Source organism: Nonomuraea composti (assembly GCF_012034275.1).
Taxonomy (GTDB): domain Bacteria; phylum Actinomycetota; class Actinomycetes; order Streptosporangiales; family Streptosporangiaceae; genus Nonomuraea; species Nonomuraea composti.
This window is the reverse complement of sequence record NZ_JAATEP010000022.1, coordinates 162593-187133: the sequence shown is the minus strand read 5'-3', so window position 1 is coordinate 187133 and position 24541 is coordinate 162593. Positions and strand designations below refer to the sequence as shown.

The following is a 24541-nucleotide window of genomic DNA, read 5'->3' as shown; positions in this document are numbered from 1 at the left end:
CCGTCAAGCCGGCCGGGCAGGTCAAGGAGTGGATCGAGCAGGCCATGGCGATCCTGGAGCGGAACGGCGTGCCGCGCTCGAAGATGGATCCCGTCGCCATCGCCACGGTCATCCAGCAGGAGTCGGGCGGCAACCCGCACGCCATCAACACCTGGGACTCGAACGCGGCCCGCGGCACGCCGTCCAAGGGGCTGATGCAGACCATCGACCCCACGTTCAACGCCTACGCGCTGAACGGTCACAAGGACATCTGGAACCCGGTGGACAACATCATCGCCGGGGTGCGGTACGCGGTCTCGCGCTACGGCTCGGTGTCGAACGTGCCCGGCCTGCGCGGAAACGGCTACGTCGGCTACTGACCGGGCCCCGGCACCTGGTGCCGGGGCCCGCGTCCGCCGGGCGGATCAGCCGCAGTTGGCCCAGCCGGCGCTGGTGCTGCCCGAGCCGGCGCTGCCGGAGAACTTCACGCACTTGCCCTTGGCCGACACGTAGACCGGCCCGGCGTAGTACTCGTAGCTGCCGCTGTCGGAGTCGGTGCCGCCGCCCTGCGCCTCCAGCGTGACGCTGACGGGGCTGGACTTGCCCACGTTCGCGGTCTTCATGGTGACCGCGCAGTTCTGGCCGGTGCTGTTGTTCCACAGCTGGTACGTCACGCCGCCGGAGAACGAGCTGGACCGCTGGACGGAGTAGCCGGAGCCGCACACCTGCGTCGGCGTGTACGGGTTCTTGACCGGCGCGGCCGTGGTCTTGCTGGGGGTCGGCCTGGCCGTCGTCTTCGTCGGAGTGGGCTTGGCCGTCGTCTTGGTCGGCGTCGGCGTCGGTGTCGGCTCCGGCTCCTCGGTCGGCGTCGGGTCCGGCTTCTTCGTCGGCGTCTTCGTCGGCGTCTTGCTGGGCTGCACCGTCTTGGTGACGGTCGCCGTCGGCTTGCTCCTCTTCTTGGTGGGGGTCGGCTGCGCGGTGGTCGTCCGCGTCACCGGCGCCTGCGTGGGCACCGGCACCGGCTGCGACGGGAGCGGGGCCGGCGTGGTCGGCGCCGAGGTGAGCTCGGGCACCGAGGGCACGGTGGGCGCGCCCGAACCCCACTCGGTGGGCAGGACCAGCGGGCCGACCCCTTCGTCATCGGGGCTGGCGGTCGTCGCCCACGGGACCGCGGACTCCGGCTGCGACGGGCTGACGCCCACCGGGTAGGAGCCCTGCGGGGCCGGGGTTCCGGTGGCCTCGGCCATCGGGATCTCGTCGGCCTCGGCCTGGGCCGCGGCGGGGTTGACCTGCTGCAGCTTGACGTACCTGTTGGCGCCCCACAGGCCGAGCACGGCGACGAGCGTGACCACGGCCACCCCGGCGACCAGCGCCAGGGGGAAGCCTCTCCGGTGCGTCTGGGCCGGCCGGTTCTGCACGGCCTCCAGCCTGATGTGGTGCGGCGGCGGCACGTCGGCGTCCGGCGGCCCCCACATGGGGGCCTCGGGCTGCGGCGGCACGGGCATGCCGCGCATCGGCGGCGGCCCCTGCACGGGCGCTCCGTGCATCGGGGGCGGGCCCTGCATCGGCGGCGGGCCCGGCACGGGCGGGGGGCCCTGGATCGGCGGCCCCTGCACGGGCGGCGGCCCTTGCGCGGGCGGCGGGCCCTGGACGGGCGTGCCGGGGACGGGGACGCCCTCGATCGGGCCCGCGGCGATCGCGGTGGGCTGCTTGGGCACGCTCACGTCGCCGAGGACCTGCATGAGCGCGCTGTACGTGGTCGGCCGCCTGGTGACCTCCTTGGCCAGGGCCGACAGCAGCACCCGCCGCATCGGCTCGGCCTCCACGCGGACCTCGGGTTCGCCGTTCAGCACGGCGTCCCGGTCGGCGAACGGCGGCGCGCCGCTGCCGGCGAACACGATCGTCGCGGCCCAGGCGAACACGTCCGCGTACGGGCCGTACTGCAGACCTTCGAGCTGCTCCGGGGCCTGGTAGGCGGGCTCGCCCACGGGCTCGCCGACGGCCGCGTCGGTGACCCTGGGGCCCTCGGCGGCGAGGATGACGTTGTGCGGGGTGAGCGATCGGTGGGACAGCCCGGCGAGGTGCACGGCCGACAGCGCGGTCAGCACGCCGACGGCCACGCGTTCGAGCGCGTCGCCGGTCAGCGGCCCGTCGTCGGCGACGGTCTGGGCCAGGCTCTTGCCCTCGACGTACTCGCGGACGATGTACGGCCGGCCCTCGTGCAGCCCGCCGTCCAGGACCCTGGCCACGTACGAGCTGGAGACCCGCTTGGCCGCCAGGTGGTCGGCCGGCCGGTCGGGGCCTGACTCGGGCTGGGCGGGAAGGAGCTTGATCGCGACCATGGGCGCGTCGTCGGATGCGCGCGCGAGGAAGAGCTCCCCTCTCGGCCCCTCTCCCAGCAGCCCGACAACGCTGAAGGCGCCGATCCGCTCTGGATCACCAGGGCGCAAAGGGTGCATGCCTCACCTTTCACCTACCAAAGCATGATCGAGGGATATTCAACCAGATAGGTAACACCAGCATCAGGGGTTTCACGGCATACCCGACAATTCACAGTGCCGTTTCCTTGCAGCCACAGTGAAGCGGGCTACTCGGCACGGCCCGGCCGCCAGCCCCTGCGCCGCCCCATCGGCACCATGATCCGGGCCACCGTCACGAGGAGCGCCAGCCCCAAGGCGGAGCCGGCGATGATCAGAGCCAGCCGCACGGCGTCCCGATCGACGGGCGCGACCTTCGCCACGGTGCCCGGCGGCAGCGCGCTCGGCGGCGGGGGCGCGACCACGGGGGCGTTGTTCGGCTCGAACGGCAGCACCGCGCTCAGCGCCAGCATCGGGTTGATCATCCCGTCGCCCTTGCCCGCACCGCTGGCGCCGTCCGCGGTCGCGATGATGCGCTGCCGCACCTGGGCCTGGTCGAGATCGGGGAAACGGGCCCGCACCAGCGCTGCCAGCCCCGACACGAACGGGGTGCCGTAACTGGTGCCGTCCAGGTCCCGGTTGTAGGAGCGGCCCGGCCACGTGGAGGTGACGTCCTGGCCGGGAGCCAGTACGGAGACGGGCGTCTTGGAGTTCGAGAAGTCCGACAGGGCGCCGTTCGGCCCCGCCGCGCCCACCGCCAGCACGCCCTCGTAACTCGCCGGATAGGCCGGGACGGTGGTGCCGTCGTCCTTCTGCACGTTGCCCGCCGCGGCCACCACCAGGGCGTCCTTGGCCATGGCGTACTCCACGGCCGCCTTGAGCGCGGGCTGGTCGGTCGTCGAGATCGACACGTTGATCACCTTGGCGCCCTGGTCGGCCGCCGCCTTGATGGCGGCCACCAGGAGCTTCGGGTCACCGTCGCGTTCGGAGTTGGTCTGCTTGTACGACAGCAGCCGCGCCCCCGGCGCCATGCCGTAGAACATCACGCCCTGCGTGTACTGGGCGCCGATGATGCCGGCGACGGCCGTGCCGTGCCCGATGCAGTCCTGGTAACCGGTGCCCGTCAGGTCGGCCTTGCCGGCCAGCCGGATCTGGGGATGGTTCAGCTCCACCCCGCTGTCGATGATCGCCACCGGGACGCCCGCGCCCGTCGAGAGCGACCAGAGTCGTCTGGGGTCGAGCCGCTGCTGCGCCCACGACGCGCCGACCTGCATCGTCCCCCGCTCTGGGGAACAGTCAGCCTGAGCGGCGGCGGCGGGCACCAGCGGGACCTGCAGGGCGAGCACGCTCGCCACGAGGACGCGACCAATCACGGCGAGAAAGCGTAGCTTGCCCGATTCGACCCCGCAGGGTCAGCGGCCGGGTCTTCGTGGCCGGCCGGGTACGTGCGCCGGCCCTGGATGCCCGCGCCGGCCAGGTACGTGCGCCGGCCCTGGACGCTCGCCCCGGCCGCCAACGGGAAGAAGCCCCGGCAGCTCTACCCGCCAGGGCCCCCTCCCGTCGCTCACTGCGTGGCGGTGTCGATGTTCTGCCGGTACGTCGTGATGACCCGCGAAGCCTCTCCCAGCTCCTCGGCCATCCGCTGGAACGCCGTGCGATAGTTCTGCCACGACTGCTGGAAGCGCTGCGCCCCCTGCCCCGTCCACGCGGTGCCGACCTTCGCGGCCTCGCGGTCGAGAGCGGTCATCGTGGCGCGCACTGCCTCCGCCTGCTGCGTGAACTGGTTGGACATCTGCTGCATTTCCTGCAGATTTCCGCCGACCATGCTGTGGCTCATGCCTACCTCCTGGCGCCTGTGAAAGCGCCATCACCCTAAGGAAGCACTCCCGGACATCGCCGCCGTTATGCCGAGCGGCTATGGTCTACCCGAGGAATGTTCGGATCGGGTGAGGGGCGCATGCGGGAGATCGTGGTCACCGGTGGCGGCACCGGCATCGGCTACGCGATCGCCGCCGCCTTCGCCTCGCTCGGCGAGCGCGTCACCATCACCGGCCGCCGCGAGCACGTGCTCGCCAAGGCCGCCGAGAGCATCGGGGCGCGGTTCCTGCCGTTCGACGCCTCCAGCCCCACCGAGGTGCGAGCCGCACTCCCCCACCTGCCCGAATGCGTGGACGTGCTGGTCAACAACGCCGGCGGCAACACCAACCTGGGCCGCAGGCAGCCACGCGAGCCGGCCGAGGTCGCCGAATCCTGGTGGGCCAACCTCAACGCCAACCTCATGTCCGCCGTGCTCGTCACCACCGCGCTCGCGCCGCGCATGCGCGAGGGCGGCCGGATCGTCTCGATCGGCTCGATCGCCGCCAGGGGCACCGGCTCCGGCTCGTACGGCGCCGCCAAGGCCGCCCTCGAGTCGTGGACCGCCGACCTGGCCGCCGAGCTCGGCCCCCGAGGCATCACCGCGAACGTCGTCTCCCCCGGCCTCGTGCTCGACACCGAGTTCTTCCAGGGCCGCCTCACCGAGGAGGGCATCAAGGCCCGGGTGGAGAACACACGCAACGGCCGCCCCGGAGCCCCCTCCGACGTGGCCGACACCGTGCTCTTCTTGGCCTCCCCCGGTGCCGGGCACGTCACGGGGCAGGTGCTTCATGTGAACGGCGGCGCGTACCTGGGCCGCTGACTCTAGGAGGAAGGACAACGCAGGTGCGGAAGGTTCTGATCGCCAACCGCGGCGAGATCGCCGTACGTGTGGCCCGGGCTTGTGCGGACTCCGGGATCGGCAGCGTCGCGGTCTACGCCGACCAGGACCTCGACGCCCTGCACGTCAAGGTCGCCGACGAGGCGTACGCGCTGGGCGGGCAGACCCCGGCCGAGACCTACCTCGACATCGGCAAGCTCATCGACGTCGCGCGCCGCTCCGGCGCCGACGCCGTGCACCCCGGCTACGGCTTCCTGTCCGAGAACGCCGACTTCGCCCAGGCCGTCATCGACGCCGGGCTGACCTGGATCGGCCCGCCGCCCGCCGCCATCGCCGCCCTCGGCGACAAGGTGCGGGCCAGGCACATCGCGCAGAAGGTCGGCGCGCCGCTGGTCGCCGGCACCAAGGACCCCGTCGCCGACGTGTCCGAGGTGGTGGCGTTCGCCGAGGAGCACGGGCTGCCGATCGCGATCAAGGCCGCGTACGGCGGCGGCGGGCGCGGCATCAAGGTCGCCCGCCGCATCGAGGAGGTCCCCGAGCTGTACGAGTCGGCCGTCCGCGAGGCGGTCGCCGCCTTCGGGCGCGGCGAGTGCTTCGTCGAGCGCTACCTCGACCGGCCCCGCCACGTCGAGACCCAGTGCCTGGCCGACCGGGCCGGCAACGTCGTCGTCGTCAGCACCCGCGACTGCTCGCTCCAGCGCCGCCACCAGAAGCTGGTGGAGGAGGCGCCCGCGCCGTTCCTCACCGACGAGCAGGTCTCCGTCCTGTACGCCAGCTCCAAGGCCATCCTCAAGGAGGCCGGCTACGTCGGGGCCGGCACCTGCGAGTTCCTCGTCGGCCAGGACGGCACCATCTCCTTCCTCGAAGTCAACACCCGCCTCCAGGTCGAGCACCCCGTCAGCGAGGAGGTCGCCGGCATCGACCTCGTCCGCGAGATGTTCCGCGTCGCCGACGGCGAGCTGCTCGGCTACGACGACCCGGCCCTGCGCGGCCACTCCATCGAGTTCCGGATCAACGCCGAGGACGCCGGACGCAACTTCCTGCCCGCACCCGGCACCCTGACCACCATGCGCACCCCCTCCGGGCCCGGCGTGCGCCTCGACGCCGGCTACGAGGCCGGCATGACGGTTCCCGGGACGTTCGACTCGCTGGTGGCCAAGCTGATCGTCACCGGCCGGACCCGGCGGGAGACGCTGGAGCGGGCGCGGCGGGCGCTGGCCGAGTTCGAGATCACCGGCATGCCGACCGTGCTGCCCTTCCACCGGGCCGTCGTCGCCGACCCCGCCTTCACCTCCGAGCCGTTCACCGTCCACACCCGGTGGATCGAGACCGAGTGGGACAACCCCGTCCCGCCGTACGAAGGGGAGGTGGCCTCGCCCGACGCCACCGCCTCCGCGCGGGAGACCGTGACCGTCGAGGTCGGGGGCAAGCGGCTCGAAGTCGTCCTGCCCGCCGGCCTCGGCTCCACGGCGCCCGCCCCCTCCAAGACGCCCCGGCGTACGGCCGGCAGGACCAGGAAGGCGTCCGCGGCGGGCGGCGACGCGCTCGTCAGCCCCATGCAGGGGACGATCGTCAAGGTCGTGGCGTCGGACGGTGACGTGGTGGACGAGGGCGACACCGTCGTCGTCCTGGAGGCCATGAAGATGGAGCAGCCGCTGGCCGCCCACAAGGCGGGCACGATCACGGGGCTCACGGCGGCGATCGGCCAGACGGTCACGGCGGGCGCCACCATCTGCGAGATCAAGAACACGTAACGCGGGTAGTGCTCAGGTGCAACCGTTGGAGGCTGTTCGGCCACGGTGTGCGCCTGAGCGCTCCCGGACAGGTAGCGTGCCCATGAAGGAACTTCGCCGATCGCCCGTTCGTCCTTAAGGGCGAAGGAGGCTTGCTGCCAATGACCCATTCGCTGCGCCGAGCAGGGGCCGCGATCGCGGCTCTGATCGCCGGTCTTATCGTCGTTCTTGCGCTGTCCCCTGCCGCCCACGCGGCGGCTCCACCGGATGCCAACTCCGTGGTGTCCAACTGGAAGAAGGCTCCGCTGTACGCGGTGTCCGGCTCCTCCTTGTCGTCGGACCAGCAGAGCGAGATCAATGACGCGCTCAAGGGTGCCGACAGCAAGATCTACGCCGTCGCGCTGCCCGACGGCACGTTCGACAACTCCACCGTTGGGCCGTACCTGAAGCAGCTCGGCTCCGCCTTGAGTGCCGCGGGCCGCCCCAGCGCGACGGTCGTCGTGCTCGACGGCCAGACGATGTTCACCGCGTCGAGCGCCCTGCGGCCCGGCATGGCCGCCAAGCTCTCCGACCTGTCGGTCAACGCCAACTCGGGCGACATCGTGGCCGGCATGAAAGACTTCGCCAACCGCGTCGACATGGCCGCCAAGGGTGACCGTTCCGCGCTGAGCAGCGGCAGCCAGTCCAACCCGGGCGCCGGCGGCACCGCCGCCCTGATCGCCCTCGGCGCGCTCGTCGTGGTCGGCGGCGGCGGCTACTTCCTCTACTCCAGCAACAAGAAGAAGAAGCGCGCCCTCCAGGAGGCGAAAGACCTCGCCGCCGTCAAGCAGACCGTCGAGGAGGACGTCACCAAGCTCGGCGAGGAGATCACCGCCCTCGACACCGACGTCACCCTGGCCGGCCAGGGCGGCAAGCACATCGACGAGTGGCAGACGGCGCTCGACTCGTACGAGAAGGCCAAGACCCAGCTCAACGCGGTCCAGCGGCCCGACCAGGTCCGCGAGGTCACCCAGACCCTTGAGGACGGCCGCTACGCGCTGGCCGTCGTCAAGGCCAAGGTCAACAACGAGCCGGTGCCCGAGCGGCGCGCCCCCTGCTTCTTCAACCCGCAGCACGGCCCGTCCGTCCGCGACGTCCGCTGGGCCCCGCCCGGCGGCGCCGTCCGCGACGTCCCCGCCTGCCGCATGGACGCCGAGGCCGTGGAGCGCGGCTTCGACCCGCAGATGCGCGAGGTCATGGTCGACGGCCACCGCCGGCCCTACTACGACGCCGGCCCCGCCTACCAGCCCTACGCCTACGGCTACTACGGCGGCTTCGGCGACGTCATGACCGGCATGTTCATCGGCACCATGATGGGCAGCATGCTCAGCGGCGGCTGGGGCTACGGCGGCTACGGCGCCGGCTACGCGGAAGGCTACGCCGACGGCGGCGGCGGCGACATGGGCGGCGACTTCGGCGGTGGCGGCGACTTCGGTGGCGGCGGCGGCTGGGGCGACTTCGGCGGCGGAGGCGACTTCGGCGGCGGAGACTTCGGCGGCGGCGACTGGTAACCCAGGGCCGAACCCCCGAGTCTTGACCGGCTTCGCCCAGCGGCGATGAAGAGCCTCAGATCCAGCTCGTGATCTGAGGCTCTTTCGCTGTCCGTAGTGGGTGACAGGTTGAGGGCTGTAATGCGAAGCTCACCAGCACGGATGAGTCGCAGCACACGGACCGGTCTGCTGTATGACCCGCGAAGACTGGCGGTATCCCGTAACGAAGGCGGCGGATTCTCCCCATGGTGCGCCAGTCAACGCCTGACTAGCTTCGGCGGGTGTTCGAAGTCGCCCTTGCCGCCATCTGTCTCTCCGCCCTCCCCACCATCTCAGCACCCGCCCCGGCGTCCGTCCCCGCGCTGGTCGACGCCTACGTAGAGGAGTACCGGGCGGCCACGGGCCTGCCGGGCGTGGAGGTGGCGATCACCAAGGGAGGCGCGGTCGTGCACGCCGCCGGATACGGCCGGACCGCCGCGGGTGAGCCCGTCACGGCCGACACGCCCATGGCGATGGCCTCGGTGAGCAAGTCGTTCACCGCCCTGGCCGTCATGCAGCTCGCCGAGCGGGGGAAAGTCGGGCTGGATGAGCCGGTGCGGCGGTATCTGCCCGAGTTCACGATGGCCGACCCGAGGGCCGGGAGGATCACCGTGCGGGAGCTGCTGCACCAGACCTCAGGCATGGGGGATTCGGCGTTCCGGGAGAAGAGCCTGCCTCAGCCGCGGGATCTGCGGGGGGCCGTGGCCCGGCTCAGGACGGCGAGGCTGGCGGCGGAGCCCGGCAGCGCGTACAGCTATCACAACACCAACTACCAGGTCGCCGCGCGGCTGGTCGAGGTGGTGAGCGGGCGGCCGTTCGCGGCCTATCTGGAGGCGAACGTGTTCCGGCCGCTCGGCATGCGCCACAGCAGGACCGTCGACACCGACCGTGACCTGCCCGGCAGCGCCCGGGGCCACCTGTACGTCCTGGGCCGGGCCGTCGCCGTGCCGGAGCCGGCGGGGTTCGGGAACGGGTCGGGTGGGGTGCTCAGCACCGCCCGCGACATGGCCAGGTGGTTGATCGCGCAGAACGGCGACCTTCCGGGGCTGCTGTCGGCGCGGGGTGTGCGGGAGATGCGGACGGCGTCGAGGCAGAATCCCGAGTACGCCCTCGGCTGGGAGCTGGGTGAGACGGCGCTCGGCACCCCCGTGCTGGAGCACGGTGGGGACCTGTTCACCTCCACCGCCCACCAGCTGCTGATACCGGGCTCCGGCTACGGTGTCGCCGTGATGGCCAACACCGGGATGGCCTTCTCCGACGCGCACACCCTCATGGCCGGGATCGTCGCCGTCATCGAGGGCGGCCGCCCGCAGGCGCCGCCCTCCATGGGGTCCCTGATTCTCGTTGACGCGTTCTTCGTGCTGCTGAGCCTGGTGACCGTGGGGCTCGCGGTGCGGGGAGTGGTGCGGGCCCGGCTCTGGGCCCTTCAGGGTGCGGGCCTGCGGCCGGGGCTGTGGCAGATGGGGCGGCTTGTGCCGTACGTGCTGCCCGCGGTGCTGTGCGGGACGGTCACCTCGGTCCACCGCCTTCTGGCGCACGGGCGGGACGCCGCGTGGATCCAGCTCGCCTACCTCTACCCGACGTTCATGGTCTGGCTGGTGGTGGCAGCGGCGGCGGGCCTCGCGGTGGTCGGGGCCCGCCTGTGGGCGGCGGCGCGGCGGCGTCAGGCGACCTTCGGGGCGGCGCGCATGCCGATGTAGACGCACGCCACGCCGTTGGACAGGGTGGAGAAGACGACCGGCATGGAGTCCTCGCTGAAGGAGGGGCCCGCGCCGGAGGCGGCGAACACGGTCGAGGTGACCGGGGTGAGCTCCATGCCCAGGGGCGGCGACATGTCCTTCATCCCGTCCACGAACTCGTAGCGCAGGTGCGCGCCGCCGTCCGCCTTCTCGGTGACCGTGATGACGACGCCTTCGCGGCGGTACGTGCCGAGCAGCGGGGCGAGGTCCACGGCGGGCGGCTGCGCGGGCGGGGCGAAAGGGGCGGGCATCGTGACCCCGGCCAGCTCGGCGAGCAGCTCGCGGAACAGGTCGGCGTACAGGAGGCGGGCGCTGCCGCCGTTGGTCATCAGGGCGAGCGCGAGCCCGGCGTGCGGGACGACGCGCAGGTAGGCGTACTGGCCGACGGCGGCGCCGTCGTGGCCGTAGCCGGGGACGCCGTTCCAGTCGTACAGGGTCCAGCCGAGGCCCCAGCCGTCGGCGGAGACGGTCCACTTGTCGGGCACGTCGGTCTCGCGGCGCTGCATCGCGGCGACCGCCTCGGGCCAGGGCCCCGGTGGCGGCGGTGGCCGGGTGGGTCAGGCCGTGGGCGGGCAGCTCGATGATCGTCCAGACGAGCGCGGTCATGCCGGACGTCGAAAGGATCATGCCCACCGGGTTCGCCCTGCGCCACGGCCCCTTCGACTCGGGCATGAGCGTGAGGGCGGCGGCGAGCGGCGGGATGGCCACCGTCAGCACCATGTTGTCGATGACCAGCACGAGCGTGCTCAGGCATAGGACGATCAGGGTCAGGCGGCGACGCGAGCTGCCGAGATTCATGGAAACACCTTTTCCAGATACGTACATCGTTCGCGTCATGCGAACATTGCACTCCACAGGGCACGCCGTTGCGCAAGCCCGGGATTTCCACGCCCGGATCAGGCGGTCCGGGCGGGAGCGTCCGTCAGATGAGGTGCCCGTCCGCCGCGCGGACTCAGCTGAGGTGTCCGTCCCCCTCGCGGATCAGCGCTTCGAGGAGGGCTTCGAGCGCGGCCTCCGGCGTCCGGCCCGCCGTGTCGACGGTGATGTGGTCGCGTTCCCACGGCTCGTACTCCCGCCCCACCACCTCGCTCCACGCCGGCAGCCGCAGGTCGGGGATGTCGGTGGAGCGCGAGGTGACGCGGTGCCGGTGCTCGTCCCGATCGGAGCACGTCACCTCCACCTCCGCCACCCGCACCCCGGCCCGCACGCCCACCTCCCGCCAGGCGTCGCGGGTGACGGCCAGCGGGTTCACCGACTCGGCGATCACGGTGAACCCCTGGCGGAGGTGGTCCTCGGCGAGGGCGTAGCCGACGGCGTACCCGGCGGGGCCGAGGGGCTGGGAGGCCAGGCCCGAGCGGACGATCGCCTGCTCGATGGTGTCGATGCGCACGTGGACCGCGCCCAGGCGACCGGCCAGCAGGCGGGACAGGGTGGTCTTGCCGGTGGCCGGCAGGCCGCCGATGACGATGAGCATCCCCCCATGCTCGCCCACCCACCAGAACCGCGGGGGCCGGCCCGGCCACCAGAATGGCTGGTGTGATCTATCTTGCCGAAGGGCCGCGCGTGGCCCTGCGCTACATCAGCCTCCAGGACTTCGAGGAGCTCGCGGCCCTGCACGAGGAGAGCGCGGAGCTGCTGGCCCGGTGGATGCCCGGCCCGCCCATCCTCACGTACGAGGACTTCGAGCGGTACCTGGCCAGGTTCGACGGGCCACTCAACGAAGGGTTTCTGATCTGCCTGCGTGACACCGGCGCGATCGTGGGCCGCGTCAACGTCAACCACATCATCCGGGGCACCCACCAGAGCGCGACCATCGGCTACTCCGCCTACGCCACCACCACCGGGCGCGGCTACATGACCGAGGGCCTCGGGCTGCTGGTCGGGCACGCGTTCGAGGAGATGGAGCTGCACCGGCTGGAGGCCAACATCCAGCCCGCCAACACCGCCTCCCTCAGGCTGATCGAACGCGTCGGCTTCCAGCGCGAGGGCTACTCGCCGAACTTCCAGTTCATCGACGGCGCCTGGCGCGACCACGAGCGCTGGGCCATCACGGTCGAGATGACGCTCGGCTCATGAGCGCCGCGACCGCGCGGGCCACGGCCCGGGTGCTGCTCGTCGACCCGGCGAGCCGCATCCTCCTCTACCGGGGCCGGCTGCTCCAGGTCGAGCACCGCCCGTACGCGTGTTTCACGCCCGGCGGCGGCATCGACCCGGGCGAGAGCGCCAGCCTGGCCGCCGCGCGGGAGCTGCGGGAGGAGCTGGGGTACGCCGTCACCCCCGAAGCGCTCGGGCCCGTGGTGGCGATCAGCGAGGGCGGCTGGGCCGTCGGCGGGCGGCGCTTCTTCTCCCGCGACTCCTACTTCCTGCTGCGGGTGGACACGGGGCTGCGGGTGGACACGTCGGGGATGGACGAGGAGGAGCGGGAGGCGACCGACCGGTTCCAGTGGTGGGCGCCGCCCGAGCTGGACACCTGCCCGGAGCCGGTCGTGCCACGGGGGCTCGGGCCGCTGGTGGCGCGCCTGATGAGCGGGGACGTCCCCGCCGCGCCGGTCGTCCTGCCCTGGCACCTCCCGGACGGCGGGAAACCCCTCAGAGGATGACTCCGGGCGCGTGCGCCACGGCCGCACCCCGCGTTCTTGTCGTACCCGGATGGCAGGATCGCCGGTGTGAGCTTCGCATCCCTGCCTGAGACGGCCGCCTGGCGGCACCACACCGCGCGTGCGGGCTTCGAGGTCGCCCGCTTCCGCCCGCAGCGCGTCGAGGGCTGCACGACGGCGGTCGAGGGCGGCCACGCCTGGATCGTCGACTACGCGATCGACCTCGATCCCGGCTGGGTGACGCGGCGCGCGGTGGTCACGAGCCGTTCGGCGGCGGGCGTCCGCTCCACGCTGCTGGAGTGCGACGGGGCGGGCCGCTGGCGGGTGGACGGCAGTCCGGCTCCGCACCTCGACGGGTGCCTCGACGTGGATCTGGAGTCGTCGGCGATGACCAACACGTTTCCCGTGCACCGGTTCCACTTAGGCGCCGGGGGCGGGGCCTCAGCGCCGGCGGCTTTCGTCCGTGCTCTCGACCTGGGTGTCGAGCGGCTCGACCAGCGTTACGCGCGGGCCGGTGAGCGGTCCTACGACTATGCGGCGCCGGTGTTCGGGGTGGAGTGCCGGCTGGAGTTCGACGCGTCCGGGCTGGTGCTCGAATACCCGGGGCTGGCCACCCGGGAGGCTTGACCTCAACTATGGTCGAGGTAGCAGCCTGAGGGTATGTCGAAGAACAGAGTGATCATTTACGAGGAGGCCGGGGCCGACCCTGCGGCCGACATCCTGGACGTGGCGAACCGGCACGGGCGCACGCGCGTGCGGGCCATCGCCGAGCCGGGTCAGCTCGTGGGGCTGCTCACCGAGCTGGTCGACGAGGGGGTCGATCGCGTCGAGCTGTGCGGCGCGTTCGGCGCCGTGTGGCAGGCGGAGGCGCGGCGGGCCGTCGGCGGGCGGGCGCGGGTCGGGGCGATCTACTACGGGTTCGAGTCGCTGGCGGGGGTGGCGGCTTACAAGCAGCGGTTCGAGAGCGGGGAGGTGCTGTCGGAGGCGTTCCTCATCGTGCACGAGGACGCCGATCCCGACGCGGACCGGGTCGTGCGGGTGCGGGACGAAGGCGGCAGCACGACGTTCTTGGCGGTGCCCGACGAGGCGGCGGCGGCCGCCGTGGCCGGCAAGCTGGCCGACGGGCTGCAGCTCATCGAGATGTACGGCGGGCAGGGCCCGGAGTCGGCCGCACCCGTCATCACGGCCGTGAACGCGCGCGTGCCCGTCGGCGTCACCGCCTGGGCGGCTGCTCACGACGCGGGTCCGGGCGCGTGAAGGCCCGACCTCCCTGGCCGGCCGGCACCTGGATAGGCGCGGGTGTCACTGGGTGGGCAGGAGCGTGCCCAGGGGGCCGAGGTCGAGGTTGAGCTGGTCGGGGGTCAGGTCGAAGCGGTCGCAGAGGTCGCCCATCGCCTCCTCCAGCCGCATCAGCGTGACCCCCAGCACCTCGATCTGCTCGTCCGTCAGGTTGCCCTGCTCCATCCGCCGCACGCACTGGCGCTCGACGAGCTGGCGTACCAGCTCGACGAGGGTGAGCACGAGCCGGGTCAGGTCGCGCTCGACGGTGTCGGGGTCGGTGGACAGCCGCCAGCGCGGCGGCGGTGGCACCTCCACTTACGGGCTCCCTTCGAGCTCGTCCACCGACACGAGCAGCGTGCGCAGCGAGATGTGCACGAGGTCGATGTCGGCGATCGACAGCACCAGGTCGCCGGTCACGACGACGCCGCCGGCGAGGAGCCGGTCCAGGAGGTCCACGAGGGCGATGCGCTCGGGCGGCAGCTCCTCGCAGGCGACCACGTCGCGTCGTCTCATGCCGGCTCCATGACGGTGAACGAGTACGGCGCCCACGGGCCGGTCACGCGGATCTCCACGCCGTCGCCGCCGAGCTGCTCCGCGAGCGCGGTGAACTCCTCGGTCCGGGTCTCGTCCACGAGGTAGGCGCCGTTGAGCAGCATCATGTCGTCGCGGCCCGACAGGCGCGGGTCCTGGGCGCGGTGGCGGCGGCCGGCGGCGGCCAGGGCGGACAGCGCGCGGTGGATGTGGTCGGCGCGCTGCAGCGCCTGCCTGCGTGCCTGCTCCCGCCCGCGCAGGGTGGCCCGGCGCCGGTGCAGGTACGCCGTCCCCGGCCGGCCCCCCTGCCCTGCCCCGCCGCCGGAACCGGCACACGCCTGCGTGTCCCGGGTGTCCCGGGTGCCGGGCGGAGTGGCCGCCGAGGGTTCGGGCGGGGTCGTGTACGCCTTGACGCCCCACTCCCGCCGCCCCGTGACCTGCGTGAGCACGTCGGTGAAGGCGGTGGCGCGGCGTTCGAGGAGTTCCGCCACCTGGTCGTCGTCCTCGTACACGGTGACGAGCCGGACCGGCGCGGTGGTGGTGGCGCGGGCGACGGCGTCCACGACGCGGTGGTGCGCGCGGGCCGTCTCCGCCAGCCAGTCCAGGTCCTCCAGGGAGCGCCGCAGCGGCTCCTCGCCGAAGTGGCAGGCGGGCACGGAGCTGACGTACGCGACGAGCCCGGCCCGGGTGACGGTGCGGACGGGTGTGTCGCCCACGCCGGCCGGGCAGGGTAGCGGCTCGCGCGCCACCGCGTACAGGTAGGTGAGGTCGTCAGGCGCCGGCGGCCCCCAGGTGTGGTCGTCAGGCATCGGCGGCCTCCACCTCGTCGGCGCGGCCCTCGGCGGCGGCGAGGCGGCGGCGCAGGCGGCGGTTCTCCTCCACCAGCTCGCGGTCCCGCCCGGACAGGTACGGGTCGTGCTCCCACCAGTCGATGCCCAGTTCCCTGGCCGTGTCGACGGAGGCGATCAGCAGCCGCAGCTTGATCGTGAGCAGCTCGATGTCGAGCAGGTTGACCCGGATGTCGCCGGCGATGACGATGCCGCGGTCGAGCACGCGTTCCAGGATGTCACCGAGGTTGGCGGGCTCGCGGTTGGCGGGCCCCGCGCCGTACGTGGGGCGGATGGCGGGGCCGGACGGCGAGATTCTGTCCATCTCAGAACGCCTCACCCGTGTCGGCGTTCGAGCGCCGGTACCGCCGGATTCTCCGGTATGACAACAACCTGCCCTCCTGGTCGATCTGGGCCTGGTAGACGGCGAGGATGTCGCCGGAGGAGGGTATCCGGCGGTCCTCGATGACTTCGACGTTGACGAGCCAGCCGTCGTCGGCGGGCTCGACCGAGGTGATGCCCTCGGCCTCTTTGGTGGTCAGGTCCACGATGTGCCGCAGACCGACTCCGCCGGCCGTCACGGCGTTGAGCTCCTCCGCGACGGCGCTGTCCTTGGCGGCCATCCTCACCTCCCTGTCGCCAGCCGAAGGACGCGCTCGACGGCTTGCTGTTCTTCCTCTTCCGTTATCTGCCCGGCCGCTCTCGCCGCTTCGATCTCCTCCAGCCGCCTGCGTACCGCGGCGGGGTTGCGCAGCTCCCGGTCGGCCTGGTCCTGGATCATCTCGGCGAGCCGGATGAGCCCTTTGACCGGCAACATCGGCCAGGCGAAAATGCTGCTCACCAGGCCCACGAGCGTCCACCTCCTAGCCTTGGGCGAGGACGAAGTCGTAGGGGGCCATGGGCCCGAGCAGCCGCAGGTCCACGCGGCCCGCCCAGCGCTCCCCGAACTCCTTCATCGCCTTCTCCAGGCCCTTCTGGTCGTCCCGTTCGGACAGCAGGGCCACGTGCACGGCGTCCCACTCGTGGGTGGGGTCCCGCAGGGAGGCCTGCATGTAGTGGCCGGTCAGGCCGTCGAGGAGCATCTGGGTGTCCATGGCGCGCTTGGCCTCGACGGACGCCGTGATGATCTCGCCGAGGCGGATGCGCTCGTTGCGGGTGGCGTCCTCGGGCTTGCCGCGGATGGCCTCGCGCAGGCTCTGGGCCTCGGGGCTCTCGGCGAGGATCTCGGCCAGGACGGTCTGCTCGGCGTAGCGGCCCTTGACGACGAACTCGGCGTACCCCTGGAGCTGGTCCAGGGCGGACTTGAAGTCGTCGTGGTGCGGTGCGAGCAGCTCTTCGACGACGGCTTCGGTGCTGGCGAGCACGCCGCCGAAGCGGAACGGCAGCACGGGCCCCTTGTCGGCCATGGCGTCGAGCAGCCCTTCGTGGGCCAGGAAGTCTCCGGGCCGGCCCAAGGGCTGGTCCACGTTGACGTCGCTGACGAGGGCGGCGATGTCCTCGTGCTCGATGAGCTTGACCTTGCCGGCGGGGTCGCCGAGCCCCTGCACGTCGGCGGGCACCTTGGTGCCGGCGGGCACGATGCCGTAGACGTAGGAGCCGAGGTTCTGGCGTTGACGAGTGGCCTGCTTGGGCACGGAGGCGCCGGATACCTTGGTGGAGCGTCCCATGGTGCTTACTCTTCCTCTCGCTTCGGCCGGATCTTCCTGCGCGGCGGGCCGGACGTCCGTTCGACGGAGACCTCGGGTTCCTCCTCCATGGAGGCCTCGGCGGCGGGGTCGCTCTTCTTGCCGGTGAGCTCCTGCAGCGTGTCGCCCGCTGCTTCCACCACGCCCTGGATGACTTCCTTGGTCTTGTCCTGGCTGGGCACGCCCTTGGCCTCGCTGATGACCTCGGGCAGGCCCTTCTCGCTCTTGGCCATGTCGAGCCGGTTGGCGGCCTCGGCGAAGCGCAGGTAGGTGTCGACGCTGGCGATGACGACGCGCGTGTCGATCGTCAGGATCTCGATCCCGACGAGCGACACCCGGACGTAGGCGTCGATCACCAGGCCCCGGTCGAGGATGGTGTCGATGACGTCGGCCAAGCCCGTGGGGCCGTGCCCGCCCATCTGTCCGGCTGACGCCGGTTGCACAGACGTAGTCATGTGGTTTCCCCCTTGCTCCCCGCGAGCCTGCCCGCGAAAAAGGGACGAGGAACCACATACAGCGTAAAAACCGACACATTTGGTGTACGGTCGGCACACGACCGATTACCGGCCGCGAATTTGGCCTCTTCAGGAGTTTCAGGTGCTGGCCCGGACCGCCGGGAGCGGCGTCAGGAGTTTCAGGTGCTGGCGCGGACCGCCAGGAGCGGCGTCAGGAGGGTCGAGTCAGGGACCGTACGGCCCTCCAGCTTCTCCATCACCAGCCGCACCGCCTCCCTGCCCACCTCCTCGGCCGGGATCAGCACGGACGTCAGCGGCGGCCCGGCCCGCTCGGCCACGTCGTCGGGGCAGATCGCCACCACGGCCACGTCGTGCGGCACCCGGCGGCCGAGCTGGCGCAGCGCCGACAGCACGTGGCTCACCGCGGCCTCGTTGTGCACGACCAGCCCGGACAGGCCCGGATGGTCGAGGAACAGGTCGCGCACGGTTTCGTACACCTCGTCGAACGTCTCCTCGCACGGCAGCGCGACCCCCTTGAGCCCGTGCTCGCCCACCGCCTCCACGAACCCGTCCCGGGTGCGGGTGGCGAAGCCGGTGCCCCGGTCGTACACGACGGAAGGCGCCCCGAGCAGCGCGATCTCCTCGTGCCCGCGTTCGGCCAGGTGCTCCACGCAGCGCGCGCCGGCGGCGGCGAAGTCTAGGTCCACGCAGGTCAGCCCGGCCGGCTCGGCGGGGAAGCCGATGAGCACGCTCGGCTCGGCCAGCTCGCGCAGCAGCGGCACCCGGCGGTCGTCCAGCTCCACGTCCATCAGCACGAGCGCGTCCACCAGCGCGCTGGCGGCCACCCGGCGGATGCCCTCCGTGCCCTCGTCGGCGGTCAGCAGCAGCACGTCGTGGTCGAAGCGGCGGGCGGCCGTGACGACCGCGCTGGCGAAGCGCATCAGCACCGGCACGTGCATGCCGGCGCGCAGCGGCAGCACCAACGCGATCACGTTTGAGCGCTTGCTGGCCAGGGCGCGGGCGCCGGCGTTGGGGTGGTAGCCGAGCGCGCTGATGCTGTCGAGCACGCGCCGCCTGGTGTCGGCCGAGATCGTCCGCTTGCCGCTGAGCACGTACGAGACCGTGCTGACGGCCACGCCCGCGTGCTTGGCGACCTGCGCGATCGTGACCGTGCGCCCGCTCAAGCGCCCGCTCCGAAGTCCACCTCGGTCAGGGTCACGCCCTCGTCCTCGAACACCACGTACAGATCGTGCACCCCGTCCACGCCCTGGAGCGAGGCCGTGACGGCGTGATGGTCGTACCGCCCGGTCCTCGGCACCGGGAACGCGGCCACCGGCCGGCCGTAGAGCGGGTCGCCGAGCCGGATCGTGATCATGCCGCCCTCGGTGCTGCCCGCCCTGGCCACGCAGGTCGCCGCGCCCGTCAGGTTCACCTGGCGGAACAGGATCCAGGCGCCCTCGGCGTCGGAGCGCACCGCGTCGCCGTCCTGCCTGGTCTCGTCCACGAACGCGATCGCGTCGTACTCGTCGTGGTCGGCCGCGCGCAGCAGCCCCGACTGGGGCGGGATGACCTCGCCCTCGACCTCGAAGCGGGCGCTGAGCCGCAGGTCGGTGGCGCTGCGGCCGACCATGAGCCGGTGCGGGGCGCGCTCCACGACGAACCTGCCCCGGGTGACGTCCCAGAACGCCAGGTCCGCGACCGGCAGCCGGAGCTCCACGGTGCGGCTCTCGCCCGGCTCCAGGCGTACCTTCTCGAAGCCGCGCAGGCGGCGCAGCGGCTGCTTGACCCGCGAGCGCTGCTGGTGGGTGTAGAACTGCACGACCTCGACGCCGGGCCGCTCGCCCGTGTTCGTCACCGTGACCTCGGCCTCCAGCACGTCGCCGGCCAGGCGGACGCGCAGGTCGGCGTAGGCGAAGGTGGTGTAGCTGAGGCCGTGGCCGAAGGGGTGCAGGGGGACGCCGCGGAAGTACTGGTAGGTGGCGTCGGAGGCGATGATGTCGTAGTCGAGCAGGTCGGGCAGCTCCTGCTCGGAGCGGTACCACGTCTGCGTGAGGCGGCCCTCCGGGTCGGCGTCGCCGAAGAGCACCTCGGCCAGGGCGTGGCCGTACTCCTGGCCGCCGTGCGCCGACCAGAGCACCGCCGGCAGGTCGCCCTCGGTCCAGGTGAGCGGGTAGCCGCTGGTGATGACCATGACGGTACGCGGGTTCGCCTTGCGCACGGCGCGGACCACGGCGTCCTGGGCGGAGGCCAGCGCCAGCGTCATGCGGTCCTCGGTCTCGCGGCCGTTCACCAGCGGGTGGTCGCCGACCACCACGACCGCCACGTCCGCCTCCGCGGCCAGGCGGGCGGCCTCGTCGGTGCCGCTCCTGACCACGTCCATGGCCAGCCACGCGGCCTGGTCGGCATCGTCCACCAGGCGCAGCACGCCGTCCTCCGCGACGCCGACGTAGCAGCCTGAGGAGATGTGGCGCAGGGCGAGCGTGCCGCGCGGGCGCTCCTCCATGCGGAACGTCTGGCGCACCTCCCACCCGTTCGGCCCCGGCTGGTCGTTGACCAGCGTCGTGCCCTCCACCGACACGAACCGGCCGGTGGCCACGGCCCGCAGCGCGTACGCGCCGCCGCCCCAGTCGAACAGGTCGAACAGGCCCGGCTCCGCGGCTCCCGCGCTCAGCGGCCCGCCCGCCGGGTCGGCCGTGACGGGCCCCGCGTCGGCGGTCAGCGCCACCCGGTCCACGGCCTCGCAGAACGTGGTCGCGCACCGCTCGGCCAGCCCGGCGCGGGCGGTGACCGCGTACGGCAGGGTGCCGCTGTACCAGTCCTCCATGAGGGTGTTGCCGAGCTGCCCGATCACGGCGAGCTTCGTGACGTCCCGGAGCGGCAGCAGGCCGTCGTTGTCCAGCAGCACGAACGAGCGCCGCGCCGCCTCCCTGGCCAGCGCCTGGTGCTCGGGGCAGTTGACCACGTTGTCGTTGATGTCGTCGTACGGCGTCGAGGGGTCGAACTCGCCCAGCCGGAACCGGACGGACAGCGTGTGGCGGACGGCCGCGTCGATGTCCCGCTCGTCCAGCAGGCCGCGCGCGAGGGCGTCGCGGACGTGGCCGAGCGTGGCCTCGGAGCGGTCGTCGTCCTGGGTGAAGCTGTCGAGCCCGGCCTTGATCGCGTGCGCGTACGCCTCGGGCAGCGAGTCGTGGTAGTTCTGCGGGCTGGTGAGGTTGCCCGGCGCGTACGCGTCGCTGACCACGAGCAGGTCGTCCGGCGCCCAGGAGCGCAGCACCCGCCCGATGAGCGGGCTGAGGTGCGCGGGGCGGCCGTTGACCAGGTTGTACGACGGCATCACGGCGACCGCGGCGCCCGACTCGATGGGGCCGCGGAAGGCGGGCAGCTCGTACTCGTGCAGCACCCGGGGCGGCAGGTTGCTGGAGGTGGTGCAGCGGTCGGTCTCGTTGTTGTAGGCGAGGAAGTGCTTCAGGGTGGGGGCGGTCTTCAGCGTTCCGGGAGCGCTCCCACGAAGGCCGGAGGCGTACGCGGTGGCCATGACCGAGGTCAGCCACGGGTCCTCGGAGTACCCCTCCTCGTTGCGTCCCCACCGGGGGTCGCGCAGCGGGTTGACCACGGGCGCCCACACGTTCAGGCCCGCCCCGGCGGGATCCTTGTGGTGGAAGGCCAGCACCTCGTCGCTCGTCGCGGCGCCGACCCGGCGCACGAGGTCGCGGTCCCACGTCGAGGCCAGGCCGATGGCCTGCGGGAAGACGGTGGCGGGGCCGAGCCAGGCCAGCCCGTGCAGCGCCTCGGTGCCCGTGCGGAACGCGCCGAGCCCGAGCCGCTCGACCGGGGTCTGGTACTGGTGCAGCAGGCCCACCTTCTCCTCAAGGGTGAGCCGGCCCATCAGGTCGTCGATCCGGTCGCGAAGCGGGGCCGCTGGGTCACGGAAGGGGGGTTGTTGCATGATCATCCCTCTGAGAGTGTCGAAGCGCTTCGACGACCGGCCTGGGGAAGTTACGCGGACATTTCGGTGGGTTGACTGAAGGGTGCACGTCCCCGTGACCAAGGTCAAGGGATTCGCGACAATCCTCCCGGCAATCTTCCCGAATCGACGGAGTCGAGCACCCTGGCCGCGCCCCCCAGCGCGGCGGCGTCGTACCCGAGCGTCGAGGCCACGACCTGCACGCCTCCGGCCTCCGAGGCGATCACGCGGGCGGCGACCTCCTCGTGGACGGCGGGCAGCAGCCACGGCGCGAGCGGCACGTAGTAGCCGCCGAGGATCACCACCTCGGGGTTGAGCAGGTTCGCCAGGATCGACACGCCCACGCCGAGGCTGCGGCCCACCGCACCCAGGTTGCCGACCGTCTCGGCGTCGCCGGCCCGCGCCAGGCGTACGACCTCCTCCACCTCGACCTGGATCTCCGCCGGCGACGGATCCCGGCGCAGCACGGCGCCGATGCCCGCCATGGCCTCCAGGCAGCCGCGCCGCCCGCAGTAGCAGGCGGGGCCCTCGGGGTCGACCTGCACGTGGCCGATCTCGCCGCTGTAGCCGCGCCCGCCGCGCCGCAGCCGCCCGTCGAGGATGATGCCGGCGCCCACGCCCAGCTCGCCGGTGAGGTAGACCAGGTCGGAGGCGCCCGCGTGCGCGCCGAAGCGCTGCTCGGCCAGGGCCCCGAGGTTGGCGTCGTTGTCGACCTGGATGGGGAAGCCGGGGTCGCGCAGCGCCTTGGCGAGGTCGCCGCCGATGTCGGCGTCGTGCCAGCCGAGGTTGGGCGCGATGCGGACGGTGCCCTGCACGTCGATCAGCCCCGGCACGGCCACGGCCAGGCCGAGCACCTGGCGCTCCTCCTTGGCCATGCGGCTGACCACGCGCCTGATGATCGCGCCGACGCCGGCCACGCCCTGATTGACCGAGTCACCGCCGGAGAACGAGCGCCGCCAGGTCAGCAGCCGCTCCCCCGCCAGGTCGGTGGCCACGGCCGACACGGTGTCGACGTTGATCTCGACGCCGATGGCGGCGTACGGGGAGCCGTCGAGGACGAGCATCGTGGCCGGCCTGCCGACGCGGTTCTCCGTCAGGCCCGTCTCGCGGACCAGCCGGCGGTCGATGAGGTCGGCGACCAGGCTGGAGACCGTCGCCTTGTTCAGCCCGGTGGAGGCCGCGATGTCGGCGCGCGAGCACGGCGCGTGCTCGCGGACGAACCGCAGCACGACCGCGAGGTTGGTGGCCCGTACGTCGGCGAAGTCGGCCGGCTGAGGGCCGGTCGTAGAAGTGATCAATATCAGCCCCGTTCCCGCCAAGAGATGACCCCAGCATGCCGCATCGCCGGCTCCCTTCACCAACCTGTGACCACCGCGCTCACTTGTGGCCACGGTCACAGTCTACTAATTTGTTTGGCCGGAATACCAACTAAATGTATCGGGGCCATCCCCACTCCGAGAAGGGAGCGAGATGCCCACGTCCACGACTCGCCGCGGATTCCTCGGCCTGGTAGGCGCGAGCGTTCTGGTGGCCGGTTGCGCCGAGAAGAGACAGGTGTCGAAGGGCACGGCCGTGGCCGCCGACAAGCTCAAGAGCCTGGTGCCGACCAGGGTGCCGTTCGAGATCCCCGGGCTCAAGCCCGACCTGCCCGGCAGCGAGTTCGTCCAGCCCGGCTTCCTGACCAGGCCCGCCCAGATGGTGCAGGCCGTCACCACCCCGCCGCTCACCAGCGGCAAGGAGGTCACCGCGATGACCCCGCTGTGGGGCACGGTGCCGCCCGGCCTCGGCAGCAACTCCTACTACGACGAGGTCAACAAGCGGCTCGGCGGCGTCGTCCGCTTCAACATCTCCGACGGCAACACCTACGGGCAGAAGCTCAGCACCGTCCTGGCCAGCGGCGACGTGCCCGAGATGGTGATGGTCCCGCAGTGGGAGCTGATCAAGATCGGCCACTTCACCGAGGCCGCCAACAAGCTCTTCGCCGACCTGTCGCCCTACCTGACCGGGGACAAGGCCAGGGAGTTCCCCCTGCTGGCCAACTACGACACCGCAGCCTGGCAGTACGGCGTCTTCGGCGGCCTCCTCCAGGGCATCCCCTGGCAGAACGACCCGTACCCGTTCGCCACGTTCGTCCGCCAGGACATCATGGAAGAGCTCGGCCTGGAGCACCCCAAGAGCGCCGACGACCTCGCCGCCCTCGGCAAGGCGATCACCGACCCCAAGAAGAAGCGCTGGGCGTTCGGCGGCGGCATGGAGCAGGAGCTCCAGCGGGCGTTCGGCGCGCCGCGCGAGTGGCGCAAGAAGAGCGACGGCACGCTGATCTACAAGTACGAGACCGAGGAGTGGATGGCCTCCATCGAAGCCGTCACCAAGCTCTTCGAGGCCGGCTACGTGCACCCCGACATCGTGGCCAACAAGGACGCCGACAACAAGGCCATCTTCGGCAGCGGCGAAATGGTCGTCTACCGTGACGGGCTCGGCGCCTGGCACGAGGCCCTGGGCCGCTTCCAGGCCGACAACCCGAAGTTCGACATGCAGATCGTCGACCCGTACCCGGCGCACGCCGGCGGCACCCCCATCATGTGGCGCAACGAGCCCGCCAGCATGTTCGTCTTCATCAGGAAGGGCCTCGGCGACGCCCGCACCCGCGAGCTGCTCGCCCTGTCGAACTGGGCCTCAGGGCCGTTCGGCACCCAGGAGTACGAGCTGTGCTCCAACGGCATCGAGGGCAAGCACTACACGGTCGAGAAAGGCCAGGTCAAGCAGACCGCGCTCGGCCGCAAGGAGGTCGCGCCCACCTACCTGTTCCTGTCGGGCCGGCCCAACGCCAACGCGATGAGCCAGTACGAGGGCCTCGTCCAGTCGTTGTGGGACTGGCAGACCAAGGCGGCCAAGCTCCTGGAGAACGACCCCTTCGTGGGCATCCGGGTGGAGACGCCCTCCAAGATGGCCGGGCTGACCACCCCCACCGAGGACAAGATGCACGAGATCTTCCGCGGCAAGCGCCCCGTCTCCGAATGGCCCAAGATCGTCAAGGAGTGGCAGGAGCAGGGCGGGAACGAGGCGCGCGAGTTCTACATGAAGGTCGCGCGGGAGAACGGCAGGCTTTGAGGTCTTCTTCATGAACGTC

General features: G+C 71.7%; 25 protein-coding genes and 1 pseudogene. 10 read left to right on the top strand and 16 right to left on the bottom strand.

Annotated features, from left to right (window positions below; translation table 11 throughout):
- On the top strand, positions 1-359 hold a 359-nt coding region (locus HCN51_RS29255), incomplete at its 5' end, for a transglycosylase SLT domain-containing protein (protein WP_168013595.1).
- Between the two features lie 45 nt (positions 360-404).
- Here HCN51_RS29255 and HCN51_RS29250 read toward each other — a convergent pair.
- The 3 genes from HCN51_RS29250 to HCN51_RS29240 form a co-directional block, all read right to left on the bottom strand.
- A complete protein-coding gene (locus HCN51_RS29250) occupies positions 405-2438 on the bottom strand; it encodes a serine/threonine protein kinase (protein WP_168013593.1) in 2034 nt (677 codons plus the stop codon).
- A 128-nt stretch (positions 2439-2566) separates the two neighbouring features.
- Positions 2567-3709: a S8 family serine peptidase gene (locus HCN51_RS29245; protein WP_168013591.1), complete on the bottom strand. Its 1143-nt coding sequence runs from the start codon at positions 3707-3709 to the stop codon at positions 2567-2569.
- A gap of 191 nt (positions 3710-3900) precedes the next feature.
- Positions 3901-4173 carry a WXG100 family type VII secretion target gene (locus tag HCN51_RS29240; RefSeq protein WP_168013589.1) on the bottom strand — a complete coding sequence of 91 codons (273 nt, stop codon included), beginning with the start codon at positions 4171-4173 and terminating at the stop codon, positions 3901-3903.
- A gap of 120 nt (positions 4174-4293) precedes the next feature.
- Here HCN51_RS29240 and HCN51_RS29235 point away from each other — a divergent pair, with 120 nt between their 5' ends.
- From HCN51_RS29235 to HCN51_RS29220, 4 genes are all read left to right on the top strand, one after another.
- Entirely contained in the window at positions 4294-5013 is a 720-nt protein-coding gene (locus tag HCN51_RS29235) for an SDR family NAD(P)-dependent oxidoreductase (RefSeq protein WP_168013586.1), read from the top strand.
- Between the two features lie 23 nt (positions 5014-5036).
- Positions 5037-6785, top strand: coding sequence for an ATP-binding protein (locus tag HCN51_RS29230; protein WP_168013584.1), 1749 nt, complete (start codon positions 5037-5039; stop codon positions 6783-6785).
- A 140-nt stretch (positions 6786-6925) separates the two neighbouring features.
- Positions 6926-8314 (top strand): hypothetical protein, encoded by a 1389-nt coding sequence (locus tag HCN51_RS29225; RefSeq protein WP_168013582.1) that lies wholly within the window; start codon positions 6926-6928, stop codon positions 8312-8314.
- A 260-nt stretch (positions 8315-8574) separates the two neighbouring features.
- Positions 8575-10032, top strand: a complete 1458-nt coding sequence (locus tag HCN51_RS29220; RefSeq protein WP_168013580.1) for a serine hydrolase — start codon at positions 8575-8577, stop codon at positions 10030-10032.
- Here the strand turns inward: HCN51_RS29220 and HCN51_RS29215 are convergent.
- A pseudogene (locus tag HCN51_RS29215) lies at positions 9996-10580 on the bottom strand (serine hydrolase); the annotation flags it as partial. The gene HCN51_RS29220 and the pseudogene HCN51_RS29215 sit on opposite strands and share 37 nt — an antisense overlap.
- Before the next feature lie 443 nt (positions 10581-11023).
- Positions 11024-11545 carry a P-loop nucleotide/nucleoside kinase family protein gene (locus tag HCN51_RS29210; protein ID WP_168013576.1) on the bottom strand — a complete coding sequence of 174 codons (522 nt, stop codon included), beginning with the start codon at positions 11543-11545 and terminating at the stop codon, positions 11024-11026.
- 62 nt (positions 11546-11607) lie between these two features.
- Here HCN51_RS29210 and HCN51_RS29205 point away from each other — a divergent pair, with 62 nt between their 5' ends.
- The 4 genes from HCN51_RS29205 (at position 11608) to HCN51_RS29190 (ending at position 13925) form a co-directional block, all read left to right on the top strand.
- Complete coding sequence (locus tag HCN51_RS29205) at positions 11608-12147, top strand: GNAT family N-acetyltransferase (RefSeq protein ID WP_346433841.1); 540 nt, start codon at positions 11608-11610, stop codon at positions 12145-12147.
- Complete coding sequence (locus tag HCN51_RS29200) at positions 12144-12671, top strand: NUDIX hydrolase (protein WP_168013572.1); 528 nt, start codon at positions 12144-12146, stop codon at positions 12669-12671. Before HCN51_RS29205 ends, HCN51_RS29200 begins: the two co-directional genes overlap by 4 nt.
- 66 nt (positions 12672-12737) lie before the next feature.
- Positions 12738-13295 carry a putative glycolipid-binding domain-containing protein gene (locus HCN51_RS29195; RefSeq protein WP_168013570.1) on the top strand — a complete coding sequence of 186 codons (558 nt, stop codon included), beginning with the start codon at positions 12738-12740 and terminating at the stop codon, positions 13293-13295.
- A gap of 33 nt (positions 13296-13328) precedes the next feature.
- Positions 13329-13925 (top strand): DUF6506 family protein, encoded by a 597-nt coding sequence (locus tag HCN51_RS29190; RefSeq protein ID WP_168013568.1) that lies wholly within the window; start codon positions 13329-13331, stop codon positions 13923-13925.
- A gap of 45 nt (positions 13926-13970) precedes the next feature.
- Here the strand turns inward: HCN51_RS29190 and HCN51_RS29185 are convergent, their stop codons facing one another.
- The 11 genes from HCN51_RS29185 to HCN51_RS29135 all read right to left on the bottom strand — a co-directional run bounded on the left by HCN51_RS29185 (position 13971) and on the right by HCN51_RS29135 (position 22709).
- Entirely contained in the window at positions 13971-14264 is a 294-nt protein-coding gene (locus tag HCN51_RS29185; RefSeq protein WP_080042992.1) for a gas vesicle protein K, read from the bottom strand.
- On the bottom strand, positions 14265-14462 hold the full coding sequence (locus HCN51_RS29180; protein ID WP_080042993.1) for a gas vesicle protein: 198 nt from the start codon (positions 14460-14462) through the stop codon (positions 14265-14267).
- The gene (locus HCN51_RS29175; protein ID WP_168013566.1) at positions 14459-15289 is read right to left on the bottom strand and encodes a GvpL/GvpF family gas vesicle protein; all 831 of its coding nucleotides are present in this window, start codon (positions 15287-15289) and stop codon (positions 14459-14461) included. Before HCN51_RS29175 ends, HCN51_RS29180 begins: the two co-directional genes overlap by 4 nt.
- Complete coding sequence (locus HCN51_RS29170) at positions 15282-15632, bottom strand: gas vesicle protein (RefSeq protein ID WP_080042995.1); 351 nt, start codon at positions 15630-15632, stop codon at positions 15282-15284. The genes HCN51_RS29175 and HCN51_RS29170 overlap by 8 nt, the downstream gene beginning before the upstream one ends.
- 1 nt (position 15633) lies before the next feature.
- On the bottom strand, positions 15634-15930 hold the full coding sequence (gene gvpO, locus HCN51_RS29165) for a gas vesicle protein GvpO (RefSeq protein ID WP_080042996.1): 297 nt from the start codon (positions 15928-15930) through the stop codon (positions 15634-15636).
- Positions 15931-15932: 2 nt separating this feature from the next.
- The gene (locus tag HCN51_RS29160) at positions 15933-16157 is read right to left on the bottom strand and encodes a gas vesicle protein GvpG (protein WP_080042997.1); all 225 of its coding nucleotides are present in this window, start codon (positions 16155-16157) and stop codon (positions 15933-15935) included.
- 13 nt (positions 16158-16170) lie between these two features.
- The gene (locus HCN51_RS29155; RefSeq protein WP_168013564.1) at positions 16171-16974 is read right to left on the bottom strand and encodes a GvpL/GvpF family gas vesicle protein; all 804 of its coding nucleotides are present in this window, start codon (positions 16972-16974) and stop codon (positions 16171-16173) included.
- Positions 16975-16979: 5 nt separating this feature from the next.
- The gene (gvpJ, locus tag HCN51_RS29150; protein ID WP_080042999.1) at positions 16980-17447 is read right to left on the bottom strand and encodes a gas vesicle protein GvpJ; all 468 of its coding nucleotides are present in this window, start codon (positions 17445-17447) and stop codon (positions 16980-16982) included.
- A 179-nt stretch (positions 17448-17626) separates the two neighbouring features.
- Positions 17627-18631 (bottom strand): LacI family DNA-binding transcriptional regulator, encoded by a 1005-nt coding sequence (locus HCN51_RS29145; protein WP_168013562.1) that lies wholly within the window; start codon positions 18629-18631, stop codon positions 17627-17629.
- Complete coding sequence (locus HCN51_RS29140; RefSeq protein WP_168013560.1) at positions 18628-21399, bottom strand: glycoside hydrolase family 3 protein; 2772 nt, start codon at positions 21397-21399, stop codon at positions 18628-18630. The genes HCN51_RS29145 and HCN51_RS29140 overlap by 4 nt, the downstream gene beginning before the upstream one ends.
- A 98-nt stretch (positions 21400-21497) precedes the next feature.
- Complete coding sequence (locus HCN51_RS29135; RefSeq protein WP_168013558.1) at positions 21498-22709, bottom strand: ROK family transcriptional regulator; 1212 nt, start codon at positions 22707-22709, stop codon at positions 21498-21500.
- A 256-nt stretch (positions 22710-22965) separates the two neighbouring features.
- On the opposite strand from HCN51_RS29135, the gene HCN51_RS29130 reads away from it, so the two are divergent.
- Positions 22966-24522, top strand: coding sequence for an extracellular solute-binding protein (locus HCN51_RS29130; RefSeq protein ID WP_346433840.1), 1557 nt, complete (start codon positions 22966-22968; stop codon positions 24520-24522).
- The last annotated feature ends 19 nt before the right edge of the window (positions 24523-24541 follow it).